Source organism: Methylobacterium mesophilicum SR1.6/6 (genome assembly GCF_000364445.2).
GTDB classification, from domain to species: Bacteria; Pseudomonadota; Alphaproteobacteria; order Rhizobiales; family Beijerinckiaceae; genus Methylobacterium; species Methylobacterium mesophilicum_A.
This window is the reverse complement of the sequence record NZ_CP043538.1, coordinates 5,758,225-5,771,202: the sequence shown is the minus strand read 5'-3', so window position 1 is coordinate 5,771,202 and position 12,978 is coordinate 5,758,225. Positions and strand designations below refer to the sequence as shown.

The following is a 12,978-nucleotide window of genomic DNA, read 5'->3' as shown; positions in this document are numbered from 1 at the left end:
GTCGAGCGTATTCCGTGCCTGTAGGCGCGGACCAACGCGAGTACCCAACCCAAGATGCTTTCCCGTCTGAGAAAAATCGGCGCCCGTGCGGCGCTTGCCGGCGCCCTGGCGCTCTCCGCGAGCGCCGCTGCCCTCGCGCAGGGAACGCTGCGGATCGGCATGACCGCCTCCGACATCCCACTGACCACCGGCCAGACCGACAACGGCGGCGAGGGCATGCGGTTCATGGGCTACACGGTCTACGACGGGCTCATCAATTGGGACTTGTCGAGTGCCGAACTCGCCTCCGACCTCGTCCCAGGCCTCGCCACGAGCTGGGGCGTCGACGCCACCGACAAGACGAAGTGGACCTTCACGCTCCGGCCGGGGGTAAAGTTTCACGACGGCTCCGACTTCACGGCCGACGCGGTGGTCTGGAACCTCGACAAGCTCCTGAAGGCCGACGCGCCGCAATACGATCCACGGCAGTCGGCACAGGGCAAGACGCGCATTCCGGCGGTCGCGAGCTACCGCGCCGTCGACCCGCTGACCGTCGAGATCACCACGAAGGCCCCCGACGCGACGCTGCCCTACCAGATCGCCTGGATCATGATGTCGTCGCCGGCCCAGTGGGAGAAGCTCGGCAAGTCCTGGGACGCCTTCGCCAAGCAACCCTCGGGCACTGGCCCTTGGAAGCTGACCCTGTTCGCCCCGCGCGAGCGCGCCGAGATGGTGCCCTTCAAGGCGTACTGGGACAAGGACCGGATCCCGAAGCTCGACAAGCTCGTGCTGATCCCGCTGCCCGAAGCCAATGCCCGGACGGCCGCGCTCCGTTCCGGTCAGGTCGACTGGATCGAGGCGCCGGCGCCGGACGCCGTGGCCTCGCTCAAGGGCGCCGGCTTCACGATCGTCACCAACGCCTACCCGCATAACTGGACGTGGCACCTCTCCCGGGTCGAGGGATCTCCGTGGAACGATATCCGGGTGCGCAAGGCCGCCAACCTCGCCATCGACCGCGAGGGCCTGAAGGAACTGCTCGGCGGCCTCGCGATCCCCGCCAAGGGCTTCATGCCGCCCGGCCACCAGTGGTTCGGCCACCCGACCTTCGACGTGAAATACGACCCGGAGGCCGCCAAGAAGCTGCTGGCCGAGGCCGGCTACAGCCCGGCCAAGCCGCTGAAGCTGAAGGTCGCGATCTCGGCCTCGGGCTCGGGCCAGATGCAGCCGTTGCCGATGAACGAGTTCGTCCAGCAGAACCTCGCCGACGTGGGCATCCAGGTCGATTACGAGGTGGTCGAGTGGAACACGCTGATCAACATCTGGCGCGCCGGGGCCAAGGCGGACCTTTCCCGTGGCATCTCGGCGATCAATTATTCCTACTTCATTCAGGACCCGTTCACGGGCTTCATTCGCCACTTGCAGTGCAATTTCGCGCCGCCGAACGGCACGAACTGGGGTTATTACTGCGACCCGGCCATGGACAAGCTGTTCGACCAGGTCCGCAACACCTTCGACAAGGCCGAGCAGACGAAGGTCCTGGAGAAGGTCCACGAGAAGTACGTTGATGACGCGCTGTTCATCAAGATCACGCACGACGTGAACCCGCGGGCGATGAGCCCGAAGGTGAAGGGCTTCGTCCAGGCGCAGAACTGGTTCCAGGACTTCTCGAAGATTACGATGGCCACGGCGGGACGGTAGCGGAACGGGACACCTCTCTCCTCCTCCTTGTGGGGAGGAGAATAGCCTCGGCTGTGCATGACAACAGGCCCTCGAATGCTCCTCTACACCCTCAAGCGATTGATCTACGCGACCCCCGTGGCGTTCGGGGTCAGCGTCGTCTGCTTCCTCCTCGTCCACCTCGCGCCGGGCGATCCCCTCAGCGCGGTCCTGCCGGCCGACGCCACGCAGGCCACCATCGACGAGATGCGGGCCGCCTACGGCTTCGATAAGCCGCTGCCGGTCCAGTACCTGATCTGGCTCTGGCACGTGCTGCACGGGGATCTCGGCGTCTCGATCGCCACCGGGCGGCCGGTGCTCGGCGAGGTCAGCCGCGCCGTCGTCAACTCCCTGATCCTCGCCTCGGTGGCGACCGTGATCGGCTTCACCTTCGGAACCCTGTTCGGTTTCGTGGCGGGCTACCACCGCAACTCGCTGGCCGACCGGTCAGCGTCCGCGCTCTCGGTCTTCGGCGTGAGCGTGCCGCATTACTGGCTCGGCATGGTGCTGGTGATCGTGTTCTCGGCGACGCTGGGCTGGCTGCCGCCCACGGGCGCCGGACCCGACGGCTCCGGCAACTGGCGGCCGGACTTCGACCACCTGCGCTATCTGATCCTGCCGGCGGTGACGATGTCGGTGATCCCGATGGGCATCATCGCCCGCACGGTCCGGGCGCTGGTGGCCGACATCCTGTCCCAGGACTTCGTCGAGGCCCTGCGCGCCAAGGGCATGGACGAGCGCGGCGTGTTCCGGCACGTGGTGCGCAACGCCGCCCCGACGGCGCTCGCCATCATGGGCCTGCAGCTCGGCTACCTGCTGGGCGGCTCGATCCTGGTCGAGACCGTGTTCGCGTGGCCGGGCACGGGCTTCCTCCTCAACGCCGCGATCTTCCAGCGCGACCTGCCCCTCCTGCAGGGCTCGATCCTCGTGCTGGCGATGTTCTTCGTGCTCCTCAACCTGCTGGTGGATGTGATGCAGACCGCCCTCGATCCGCGCATCGAGCGCGTCTGACTTGGAGGCGACCATGACCGCTCCCGTCACCGCCGCGTCCATCGCCCTCGACGGTGGCGTGCTTGCCGCCGAGGACGTCGCCCACGGTCCCGAGGCCGCCTTCGTCCCGTCGCGTGGCTTCTGGGGCCATGTCGGCCACCGCCTCGTGCGCGATCCCGTCGCGATGAGCGCGGGCGCCGTGATCCTGATCGTCGTGCTGATCGCGATCCTGTCGCCCTGGATCACCCCGATGGATCCCTACAAGGGCTCGATGCTGCGCCGGCTCAAGCATGTCGGCGACGCCACCTACTGGCTGGGCTCGGACGAGCTCGGGCGCGACATGATCAGCCGGCTGATGCTGGGCTCGCGGCTGTCGCTGTTCATCGGCGTCACGCCGGTGCTGATCGCCTTCGTGATCGGCTCCGGCATCGGGATCCTGGCGGGCTATGTCGGCGGCTGGACCAACACGATCCTGATGCGCACCATCGACGTGTTCTTCGCCTTCCCGTCCGTGCTGCTGGCGATCGCGCTGTCCGGCGCGCTCGGCGCCGGCATCTTCAACTCGATCGTCTCGCTGACCTGCGTGTTCGTGCCCCAGATCGCCCGGGTGGCCGAAAGCGTCACTACCGGCATCCGCAAGCGCGACTACATCGACGCCGCCAAGCTCTCGGGGGCCTCGGCCCTGACGATCATGCGCGTACAGGTGCTCGGCAACGTCGTCGGGCCGATCTTCGTCTACGCGACCAGCCTGATCTCGGTCTCGATGATCCTGGCGTCCGGCCTCTCCTTCCTCGGCCTCGGCGTGCGCCCGCCGGAGCCCGAATGGGGCCTGATGCTCAACACCCTGCGCACCGCGATCTACGTGAACCCGGTCGTCGCCGCGCTGCCGGGGGTCTGCATCTTCATCGTCTCGATCGCCTTCAACCTGTTCTCGGACGGCCTCCGGGCTGCCATGGAGATTCGCCAGTGAGCGTCATCCGGGACGCCCTCGATCCGTTCGCCCGCGACCGTGGCGGACCAGCCCAGCCGCTCCTGTCGGTGTCGGGCCTGATCAAGCACTTCCCGGTCCGCAAGGCCGGGGGCAAGAAGCAGGTGGTCCGCGCCGTCGACGGCGTCGACTTCGACGTCCTGAAGGGCGAGACGCTGGGCATCGTCGGCGAGTCCGGTTGCGGCAAGTCCACGACCGCCAAGCTGCTGATGGGCCTGATCGAGCGCGATGCCGGCACGATGCTGTACGATGGGCAGGCGGTCGGCGAGCGCGCCATGCCCTGGCGGTCCTACCGCCGTCAGGTCCAGATGGTGTTCCAGGACAGCTACGCCTCGCTCAACCCGCGCATGACCGTCGAGCAGTCGATCGCCTTCGGCCCGAAGGTGAACGGCGTGCCCGGCCGCGAAGCCGTGGAGCGCGCCCGCGCCCTGCTCGCCCGGGTCGGCCTGGAGCCGAAGCGCTTCGCCGGCCGCTACCCGCACGAGATCTCCGGAGGCCAGCGCCAGCGGGTCAACATCGCCCGGTCCCTCGCCCTGGAGCCGCGGCTCGTGCTCCTCGACGAGGCGGTCTCGGCGCTGGACAAGTCGGTGGAGGCGCAGGTGCTGAACCTGCTCCTCGACCTCAAGGCCGAGTTCGGCCTGACCTACATCTTCATCAGCCACGACCTGAACGTCGTGCGCTTCATCTCCGACCGGGTGATGGTGATGTATCTCGGCCGGGTCTCCGAGATCGGCCCGTCCGACACGGTGCTCGAGGCGCCGGCCCATCCCTACACTGAGGCGCTGCTCGCCTCGATGCCATCGCTCGACCCCGACAACCGCACCCAGGCCGCCTTGCTGGCGGGCGACCCGCCGAACCCGATCGACCCACCGCCGGGCTGTCGCTTCCATCCCCGCTGCGCCCTCGCGGAGGGCGTCTGCGGTGAAAAGGAGCCACCACTCGACACAGTCCGGCCGCTGCACCGCGTCGCCTGCCTCGCCCGGCAGCCCGGCTCGGGCCACTCAGCGGCCCCCGCGGGCGCGCTGGCAGCATGAGCAACCCGATGTCCGGTTCAGAACCCGCGGTCGCGTTGAAGGACCTGCGCGTCGCCTTCGGCAAGGTGCAGGTCGTCGACGGCGTCGACCTGACCCTTGAGCGCGGTCAGGCGCTCGCGCTCATCGGCGAATCAGGCTCCGGCAAGAGCGTGACCCTGCGGGCGATCCTGCGCCTGTTTCCCGAGGGCCGCAGCCGAATCGAGGGCGGCATCCGGGCCGCCGGCATGGACGTGCAGGCGCTGACCAAGCGCCAGCTCGCCGATTTCCGCGGCGGCGACGTCTCGATGATCTTCCAGGAGCCGCTTCTGGCCTTCGATCCGGTCTACACGGTCGGCCGGCAGATCACCGAGGCGATCCTGCGCCACGAGAGGATCTCGAAGGATGAGGCCCGCAAGCGCGCCCTCGCGTTGTTCGAGCGGGTTCGGATCCCGAGCCCGGAGCGGCGGCTCGACAACTATCCGCACGAGATGTCGGGCGGCATGCGCCAGCGGGCCATGATCGCGCTGGCGCTCGCCTGCCGGCCGCAGGTGCTGCTCGCCGACGAGCCGACCACGGCGCTGGACGCCACGGTGCAGATCCAGGTGCTGCTGCTCCTGCGCGAGTTGCAGCGCGACCTCGGCCTGTCGATCATCATCGTCACGCACGATCTCGGGGCGGCGGTGGAGGTCGCCGACCGGATCGCCGTGATGTACGCGGGCAAGATCGTGGAGACCGGCACGGCGCATCAGGTCGTTCTGAACCCGCATCACCCCTACACGATCGGCCTCCTGCGCAGCCGCGCGGAAGGGGCGCTCGCCAAGGGCTCCCGGCTCGAGACCATCCCGGGCAGCCCACCCGACCTCGCCAATCGGCCCCCGGGCTGCCCCTTCGCGCCGCGCTGCTTCCTGGCCGAGGATCGCTGCCGCCGGGAGATGCCGCCGGTCGCCGAGATCGCCACCGGCCATCGCGTCGCCTGCTGGCGGACCGCGGAGGCGGCGGATGCCTACCGCGCCGGCCCGACCCCGGTGCGCGCCGCCGAGCCGGTCCCCGCCTGATCTCGACGCCTCCGCGCGGAGCCGTTATCCGGCTTCGCGCGGTTCCGCGGCGGAGGGCCGCCGCCGAAACGGCCGCCCGGGCATCACGATGAGCCAAGTCCTTTCCGGGCAGGTCCCCTCGGAGATCCTGCTCGTCCCCCGAGGCGACGCCGGCCACTTCCTGCCCGCGGCCCTGTGCTGGATGGGGAAGCCGGTCACCGTGACGGCGGACCCGGGCGGGGCGAACCACGTCCTCTGCCTGCCGGTGCTCGATTTCGTCCGTCTGGGCTTCCCGGAGGCGAACGGGCGCCTCGATCTGCTGCGGCCCGGGGACGCCGAGAACCTGCGTGACGGGCGGGCGGCGCTCCTGCTCGACCTGTCGAACGAAGGGCCGGGCCTTCACGGGCCGACCTTCGAGGCGCTCCACCGCAACCTCGACGGGCTCGGGATCCCGCGCGCGCGGGTCATCCTGGTCTCGCAGAACCCGGTGCTGCGGCTGGACTACGAGCGGCTCTACGGCGAGGGTCTGCGCTTCTGGACCTTCGAGTTCTTCCCGCTTCAAGTCGCCCTGTGGCTCGACGCGGAAGCAGGGCCGCGCCTGTTCCCGCAACACCCCGTCGACCGCGCCGGGTACGCGCCCCTCGCGCGCGCAACCGGACCCGCTCGCTTCCTGTGCCAGAACGCCGCCCTGCGCTGGCACCGGGTGCTGCTCTACCGGTGGTTCCAGCTCAACGGCCTTGACCGCGAAGGACTGATCTCCTTCCACGGGATCGGGGCCGACAACCCGAAGGCGGGCGGCATCAATGTGTTTCACGCGCCGCCGGAGATCGCGGCCGCCTTCGCGCCGCTCCTCGCCGGTGTCGGCGACTGGATTCCGCGCCAAGCCCGGCGGATCGACGCCGACCAGGGCAGCGATATGGTGATGACCCTGGATACCGGGGCCTACGCGGCGTGCGACCTGACGGTGATCTCGGAGACGGACTTCTTCGAGCTCGGCGTCGAGCGTGTGACCGAGAAGTCGCTGAAGGCCGCGGCGGCCGGGCTGCCCTTCGTGATGGTCGGCGCCCCGCGGGCGGTGGCCCGGCTCTCGGAACTGGGCTTTGAAACCTTCGGCAACCTGATCGATCACTATTACGACCTGATCGCCGACCCGGCGGAGCGCCTGCCGCAGGTGTTCCGCTCCATCGAGCGGGCGTGGTCCGCCTGCCGGGGCGACCGCGCCGGCTGGCAGCGCCGGGCGCGGGAGCAGGCGGAGGCCAACGTCGCGCACGCGCGACGTGGGCTCCTCGCGCAGCTCGACCGGGTGATGGTGAGGCCGCTCGTCCTGCGTCTGGCCCGGTTCGCGGAGACCGGCGAGATCGCCCGCTGATTGGCGCACCCCGTGATCGCGGAGCCGACACTGCCGGAGTACCAGTGCGGGGCCTGCGGCCGCGGGCATTTCGTCTCGGTTCCGTTCTGCCCGTTCTGCGGATCCCGGCAGGATGATCCCCGGCCACCTGCGTCGCCTGCCGTGCCACGGGTCGTCAGCCGCGACCGTGCCACGCCGACCGATCCTGTCCCGACGCCATCCCCGAGCGGACCCGCCACGCCGGACCGGCCGCAACCGGGCGCGCGCAAGCAAACGACACCGCATCCGGCGGCGCGGAAGACCTCACCCTCGCGCTGGAGCCTGCGTCTGCGCCAGGCCGTTCTGGCGGCCCTGATGGTGGCAGCGCTCGCGACCCTCGCACCCGAGCGGCAGACGGGCGCACCAACACCGTTGCGGATCGCGGTCGGGCCGGCCTGGACCGCCGTGTCGCTCGCGCCGGTCCGCGCCGCGCCGCAGCTGCACGTGAGCGGTGACGGCGCGTTCAGCCTTCGAATCGACGGGACGCGGGTGGTGCGCGTCGCGCCGGACGAGGGGATCACCGTCGGGACGTCCTACCTGCGCAGCCTCGAACTGCGCGCCACACGCCCGACGATCGTCACGCTGGCGCCGCAGCGGGACTGATCGAACCGGCCTCACGCAGCGTCTCCGCCATGCGCCGCACCGCCGGATCCATGGCGCGCTCCGGCACCGCGGCGTAGCCGAGGAGCAGGCCCGGCGCCGACGATCCGGCATAATAGGTCGAGAGGGCGACGGCGGAGAGGCCGGCCCGCGCCAGCGCGGTCGCGGCGGCCGCGTCGGTGAGCGTCGCGGGCCAAGCCGGTCCGGGCCGGGCGATGAGGTGCATCCCACCCTCCATCGGGGCGATCGTCACGACATCCGCGGCGCCGCGGCCGGCCGCCTCGACCAGCGCGGCCTGTCGCAGGGCGTAGAGCCGTCGCGTGCGGCGCAGATGGCCGGCGAGATGTCCCTCCTCGATGAAGCGGGCGAGGGCGAATTGACCGATCACCGGGGGCGGCGGGCCTGTTCCGGAGAGGGCTTGGCTCACCGGTCCCAGGAGGCCCGGCGGCAGGACGAGGTAGCTGAGGCCCATGGCGGGCAGGAGGAGCTTGGAGAAGCTGCCGACGTAGATCACCCGTCCGCGGCGATCGAGAGCCCGCAACGGCGCCAGGGGACGCCCGGCGTACCGATAGGCGCCGTCGTAATCGTCCTCGACGATCCAGCCGGACGCCGCCTCGGCCCAGTTCAGGAGATCGAGCCGGTTCTTGAGGCTCATGGCATAACCGAGGGGGTAGTGCTGGGCCGGCGTGACCACGGCGAGCCGCGCCCCGGGCGCCAGGGACGCGGCCCGGCTGGCCGAGAGGCCACCGGGACCGATCGGCACCGGAACCGGCCGCAGCCCGGCCTGCGCGAGGGCCTGGGCGATCCCCGGAAAACCCGGCTCCTCGACGAGGGCGGTCTCGCCGGGATCGAGGAGCAGCTCCGCGATCAGCCGGAGACTCTGACGGATGCCCGCCGTGACGATCACGTCCTCCGCCGTACAGGCGACGCCCCGGGCCTGCCCAAGATAGGCGGCGATGGCGCCCCGGAGCGCGGGCGATCCGCGCGTATCGGGCCGCTCCGCCGGACCGTGGCGCCATTCGGCCTGGAGCAGGCGCGCGTAGACTGCGTAGGGGAAGGCGTCCAGCGCCGGCCGGCCGAGCGCGAATGCGTCGGCGGCGCCGGGCTCCGCCATGAAACGCCGCTGCGCGGCGCCGACGAGGCGGGCGCCGCGCCGCGACAGGTTCGGCAGCGGCGCCTGAGCGGGCGCCTCGGCCCGCACCGAGGCCGGCACGCTGTCGTCCGGAAGCGTCGCCGCCACGCGGGTCGAGGCGCCGGGCCGCGCCGTGAGGTAGCCCTCCGCGGTGAGCTGCTCCAGGGCGAGTACCACCGTGCCGCGGGCGCAGCCGAGATCGGAGGCCAGAACGCGGGAGGCGGGGATCCGGGCGCCGCGCGGCAGCCGACGGTCGAGGATCGCGGCGCGCAGCGCCTCGCGGAGCTGCGCGTGGAGTGGCAGGGGTGAGGCGGCGTCGAGGCTGAGGGAGAGGGGCGGGATCGCCCGGGCCATGGGACGAAGCGGTCCAGTCGAGTTTCGGAAACTGGACCTTTCTCCTGGTCCGCCGATAGGTCAATCGGCTTCTCGCGGTGACGCCGCCCAAAGTCGTTCCGAGTGCCGTTTCGAGACCCGCCTCCATGTACCAGCCACCGCATTTCCGCGAGGGGTCCCGGGCCGCGCAGCACGCGCTCATCCGTGCCCATCCGCTCGGCCTCCTGGTCACGGCCGGGCCGGCTGGGCTGCTCGCGAACCCGATCCCGTTCCTGCTCGACGAGGCCGGTCCGCACGGGACCTTGCGAGCCCATCTCGCCCGCGCCAACCCGCAGGGGCAGGAACTCGCGGCGGTCGCGGAATGCCTGATCGTGTTCCAGGGCCCGCAGGGCTACGTGACGCCGGGCTGGTACGCGAGCAAGCGCGAGCACGGCCGGGTCGTGCCGACCTGGAACTACGCCACGGTCCACGCCTGGGGCCGGCCGCGGGTGATCGACGACCCGGCCTGGCTGGGGCGGCAGGTGGCCGACCTCACCGCCCTGCGCGAGGGCTCCCGCGCCGAGCCCTGGGCGGTCTCGGACGCGCCGGAGCCGTTCGTCGCCGGGCAGTTGCGGGCGCTCGTCGGCGTCGAGATCCCGATCACCCGCATCGAAGGGAAGTGGAAGATGAGCCAGAACAGGCCCGAGGCCGACCGGCACGGGGTCATCGCGGGTTTCCGCGCCGAGGGCGCGTCGGACCTCGCCGGGCTGGTGGCCGAACGGAGCAACGCATGAGCACGCGTCTCAATACTTTCGGACAGCCGATCGGTCCCGCCCTGCCGGACTGGACGCCCCGTCCGCGCCCGCCCCGGACACCGATGGAGGGACGCCTCTGCCGGCTGGTGCCGCTCGACGCGGAGGCGCAGGCGGACGCCCTGTTCGCGACCTACAAAGCCGCGGCCGACACGCGCGGCTGGACCTATCTCGGCGACGACATGCCGGAGAGCGCGGCGGCCTACCGGACGCGCCTCGAAGCCCAGCAGGCGAGCCAGGACCCGCTGTTCCACACGATCCTGGACCGCGTCAGCGGCGACGCCCTCGGGATCGCCTCCTATCTCCGGATCGATCCCGGCAACGGCGTGATCGAGGTCGGCCACCTGCATTTCGGGCCGCGGCTGCAACGCGCGCCGGCCGCCACGGAGGCGATGGCGCTGATGATGGCCTGCGCCTTCGACGAGCTGGGCTACCGGCGCTACGAGTGGAAATGCGATAGTCTCAACGCCCCGTCCCGGGCGGCGGCCCTGCGCCTGGGGTTCACGTTCGAAGGCATCTTCCGCAATGCCGTCGTGGTGAAGGGCCGCTCCCGCGACACGGCGTGGTTCTCGATCACGGACGCCGAATGGCCGCGGGTGCGCGCCGGCTTCACGGCCTGGCTCGACCCGTCGAACTTCGACGCCGAGGGTCGGCAGCGGCGCGGGCTCGCGGAGATGCGCGAGGCGGCACGGTGACGGCGGGAGTCCGCTGGAGAAAGGTCTTCCGGAGGATCGTGCGTTACGGGTCCGTCGCGAGCACCGCGAAGCTGGCGAGCCAGTGCGAGCCCATGTAGTGGGCCGTCAGGTGCGGGAGGCTGGTCTCCAGATGGATCTCGGCCGCCGCCAGCATCGCGGATCGGCGGGGATCGGTCGCCGGCAAGACGCCCGCCAGGGCACGGAAGCACCATGCCCGGCTGAGGTTCAGCCCGTCGAGATGGGCGATCTTACCGTCGCTGCGATCGCTCACGATCGCCGGCTCGAACAGGGTGGCGGGCTGGCGGGACGCGAGGCGCGGCAGGTAGCGATCGAACCAGGGCAGGAATCGCCCGGCCGGCAGGAGGCGCCGCATGCACTCGGCCTCAATCAGGGTCGAGGACAGGAAATCGTCGCCGCTCGGCTCGCCCCAGGCCGGACAATCGCCATCTCCGCCGTACCAAGCCTCGGCCGTGTCGACCATGAGCTTGGCCAGGACCGCGTCATGGGCGCCCTCAGCATAGTCGAAGGCCATCCGGAGCCCGAAGGCGGTGTTGAAGTGGGTCCCGACCCGCACCGGATAGCGGGCGAGGGGCAGGAAGTCGCGGACGCGCTGCGCGAACAGCTGGGCGAGCGGTGCAAGCGCACGCGACCAGCGCGTCTCCGGGAGATACGACAGCTCGTCGGCGAGCTTCAGGAGCCAAGCCCATCCGTAGGGACGCTCGAACCCCCGGGCGGTGGGTGCAGCGAGGTAGCGGCATTCTCCGTCGATCGTGTCGGGTGTCAGCTGCCGGTCGAACAGGGCGCGGATCGCGGCCGCCTGCGCACCCTCCGGAAAGCGCCGGAGCACGCGGGCCAGGAGCCAGTAGCCGTGCACGCAGGAGTGCCAATCGTAGCTGCCATAGAAGACCGGATGCAGTGCGGACGGCGTGCGCGCATCCTCCGGCCCTGCGAGCACATGATCCAGCTTGTTCGGATATTCCTGCGTGACATGCCCGAGCGTGACGGCGGCGAAGCGGCTCGCGGCCTCGGTGGTCAAGGGGTGACGCAACGGAGCCTCCTTGTGCGGTTCCAGACCATACTCTGCCGATGACGTCAGCATCGCCGCTCTCGCGAGCGCGGCGCCGCGACACCGCAGGGGCCCTGCTGATGATCCGGCCTCCTATGGTCCCGGCGCCGACGAAGGCTTCTGCGATCCCAAGTGGCGGCCCAGGAAGTCGCGCGTCAGGCTGGCGATCTGGTCCGTTGCCTCATCCAGCGCGAAGTGCCCGGCGTCGAGGATGTGGAGCTCGGCTTTCGGCATGTCGCGGAGGTACGCTTCCGCGCCCGGCACGATGAAGGAGGGGTCGTGGCGTCCCCACAGCACGAGCGTCGGCAGTGGATGGTCCCGCATCCAGGCCTGCCAGGCCGGGTAGGACGCGACGTTCGTGCGATAGTCGTAGAGAAGTGCCGCCTGGATCTCCCGCCGGCCCGGTCGCGCCAGGATGGCGTACTCGTCCGCCCAGGTGTCCGGGTTGTACCGCTCAATGTCGGGGCTGGTGCCAAGGTGGCGCTGCTTGGCCGCTTCGAGGGAGGTGAAGGCATCGACCTGCTCGGGATGGGCGGCCGGATCGGCCCAGTAGTCGGCGATGCCGCGCCACTTGGCACCCAGGCCCTCCGAGTAGGCGTTGGCGTTCTGCACGATCAGCGCGGTCACCCGCTCGGGATGCGCCAGCGCCATGCGGAAGCCGACCGGGCCACCGTAATCCTGCATGAAGAGGGTGTACCGCTCGATGCCGAGCTGCGCGACCAGCGCCTCGACGGTCGAGGCGAGGGCGTCGAAGGTGTAGGTGTACTGCCCGGGCGGCGGGGCGTCGCTTTGACCGAAGCCCGGGTAGTCCGGGGCGATCAGGTGATAGCGGTCGGCAAGCAGTGGCAGCAGCGGGTCCCACTGTCGCGACGATGACGGATAGCCGTGCAGCAGCAGGATGGTGGGCGCGTCACGCGGACCGGCCTCGCGATAGAAGATGCCGACGCCGTTCACATCGGCTCGATGATAGGTCGTCGTCGCCGAGACGGAGGGAAGCGGCTTCGGCGACCCTTGCGCGAGCGTCAAGGCGGTTGCGGCGGCGAGGATGGCCTGTGTCGGCATCATCGATCTCCCACATCGATCTCCAACGACCCAGATAGGGGCGGTGCGCCGGATGCGACACCGCGCGCGCTTGCCCGCTGCCGAGCCTCCTTCGCTGGGGTCGATCGTGACCGTGGCGCAGACGCCGGCGCCCGCACCGATACGGCGGGTCGCCACTTCGGTTCCCGCCGCCGGCCGGCCGGGAAACTCAGC

At 70.5% G+C, this 12,978-nt stretch carries 12 protein-coding genes; 9 read left to right on the top strand and 3 right to left on the bottom strand.

Annotated features, from left to right (window positions below):
- The first annotated feature begins 54 nt into the window (after nucleotides 1-54).
- The 7 genes from MMSR116_RS27285 to MMSR116_RS27255 all read left to right on the top strand — a co-directional run bounded on the left by MMSR116_RS27285 (nucleotide 55) and on the right by MMSR116_RS27255 (nucleotide 7,710).
- Complete coding sequence (locus MMSR116_RS27285) at nucleotides 55-1,677, top strand: ABC transporter substrate-binding protein (RefSeq protein WP_010684048.1); 1,623 nt, start codon at nucleotides 55-57, stop codon at nucleotides 1,675-1,677.
- Nucleotides 1,678-1,752: 75 nt separating this feature from the next.
- Nucleotides 1,753-2,706, top strand: a complete 954-nt coding sequence (locus MMSR116_RS27280; RefSeq protein ID WP_010684047.1) for an ABC transporter permease — start codon at nucleotides 1,753-1,755, stop codon at nucleotides 2,704-2,706.
- Nucleotides 2,707-2,719: 13 nt separating this feature from the next.
- Nucleotides 2,720-3,655: an ABC transporter permease gene (locus MMSR116_RS27275; protein WP_010684046.1), complete on the top strand. Its 936-nt coding sequence runs from the start codon at nucleotides 2,720-2,722 to the stop codon at nucleotides 3,653-3,655.
- Nucleotides 3,652-4,707, top strand: a complete 1,056-nt coding sequence (locus MMSR116_RS27270) for an ABC transporter ATP-binding protein (RefSeq protein WP_010684045.1) — start codon at nucleotides 3,652-3,654, stop codon at nucleotides 4,705-4,707. Before MMSR116_RS27275 ends, MMSR116_RS27270 begins: the two co-directional genes overlap by 4 nt.
- 8 nt (nucleotides 4,708-4,715) lie before the next feature.
- Complete coding sequence (locus MMSR116_RS27265; protein ID WP_010684044.1) at nucleotides 4,716-5,741, top strand: ABC transporter ATP-binding protein; 1,026 nt, start codon at nucleotides 4,716-4,718, stop codon at nucleotides 5,739-5,741.
- 88 nt (nucleotides 5,742-5,829) lie between these two features.
- A complete protein-coding gene (locus MMSR116_RS27260) occupies nucleotides 5,830-7,089 on the top strand; it encodes a hypothetical protein (protein ID WP_010684043.1) in 1,260 nt (419 codons plus the stop codon).
- Between the two features lie 333 nt (nucleotides 7,090-7,422).
- The gene (locus MMSR116_RS27255; RefSeq protein WP_158169196.1) at nucleotides 7,423-7,710 is read left to right on the top strand and encodes a hypothetical protein; all 288 of its coding nucleotides are present in this window, start codon (nucleotides 7,423-7,425) and stop codon (nucleotides 7,708-7,710) included.
- Here the strand turns inward: MMSR116_RS27255 and MMSR116_RS27250 are convergent.
- Entirely contained in the window at nucleotides 7,685-9,193 is a 1,509-nt protein-coding gene (locus tag MMSR116_RS27250; protein WP_010684041.1) for a PLP-dependent aminotransferase family protein, read from the bottom strand. The genes MMSR116_RS27255 and MMSR116_RS27250 overlap by 26 nt on opposite strands.
- Before the next feature lie 125 nt (nucleotides 9,194-9,318).
- On the opposite strand from MMSR116_RS27250, the gene MMSR116_RS27245 reads away from it, so the two are divergent.
- Together MMSR116_RS27245 and MMSR116_RS27240 are read left to right on the top strand one after the other, a co-directional pair.
- Nucleotides 9,319-9,945 carry an FMN-binding negative transcriptional regulator gene (locus tag MMSR116_RS27245; RefSeq protein WP_010684040.1) on the top strand — a complete coding sequence of 209 codons (627 nt, stop codon included), beginning with the start codon at nucleotides 9,319-9,321 and terminating at the stop codon, nucleotides 9,943-9,945.
- Nucleotides 9,942-10,658 carry a GNAT family N-acetyltransferase gene (locus MMSR116_RS27240; RefSeq protein WP_010684039.1) on the top strand — a complete coding sequence of 239 codons (717 nt, stop codon included), beginning with the start codon at nucleotides 9,942-9,944 and terminating at the stop codon, nucleotides 10,656-10,658. The genes MMSR116_RS27245 and MMSR116_RS27240 overlap by 4 nt, the downstream gene beginning before the upstream one ends.
- Nucleotides 10,659-10,701: 43 nt before the next feature.
- Here the strand turns inward: MMSR116_RS27240 and MMSR116_RS27235 are convergent, their stop codons facing one another.
- Together MMSR116_RS27235 and MMSR116_RS27230 are read right to left on the bottom strand one after the other, a co-directional pair.
- The gene (locus MMSR116_RS27235) at nucleotides 10,702-11,757 is read right to left on the bottom strand and encodes a DUF2891 domain-containing protein (protein WP_010684038.1); all 1,056 of its coding nucleotides are present in this window, start codon (nucleotides 11,755-11,757) and stop codon (nucleotides 10,702-10,704) included.
- Nucleotides 11,758-11,817: 60 nt separating this feature from the next.
- Nucleotides 11,818-12,786 (bottom strand): alpha/beta fold hydrolase, encoded by a 969-nt coding sequence (locus MMSR116_RS27230; RefSeq protein ID WP_010684037.1) that lies wholly within the window; start codon nucleotides 12,784-12,786, stop codon nucleotides 11,818-11,820.
- Nucleotides 12,787-12,978: the final 192 nt, after the last annotated feature.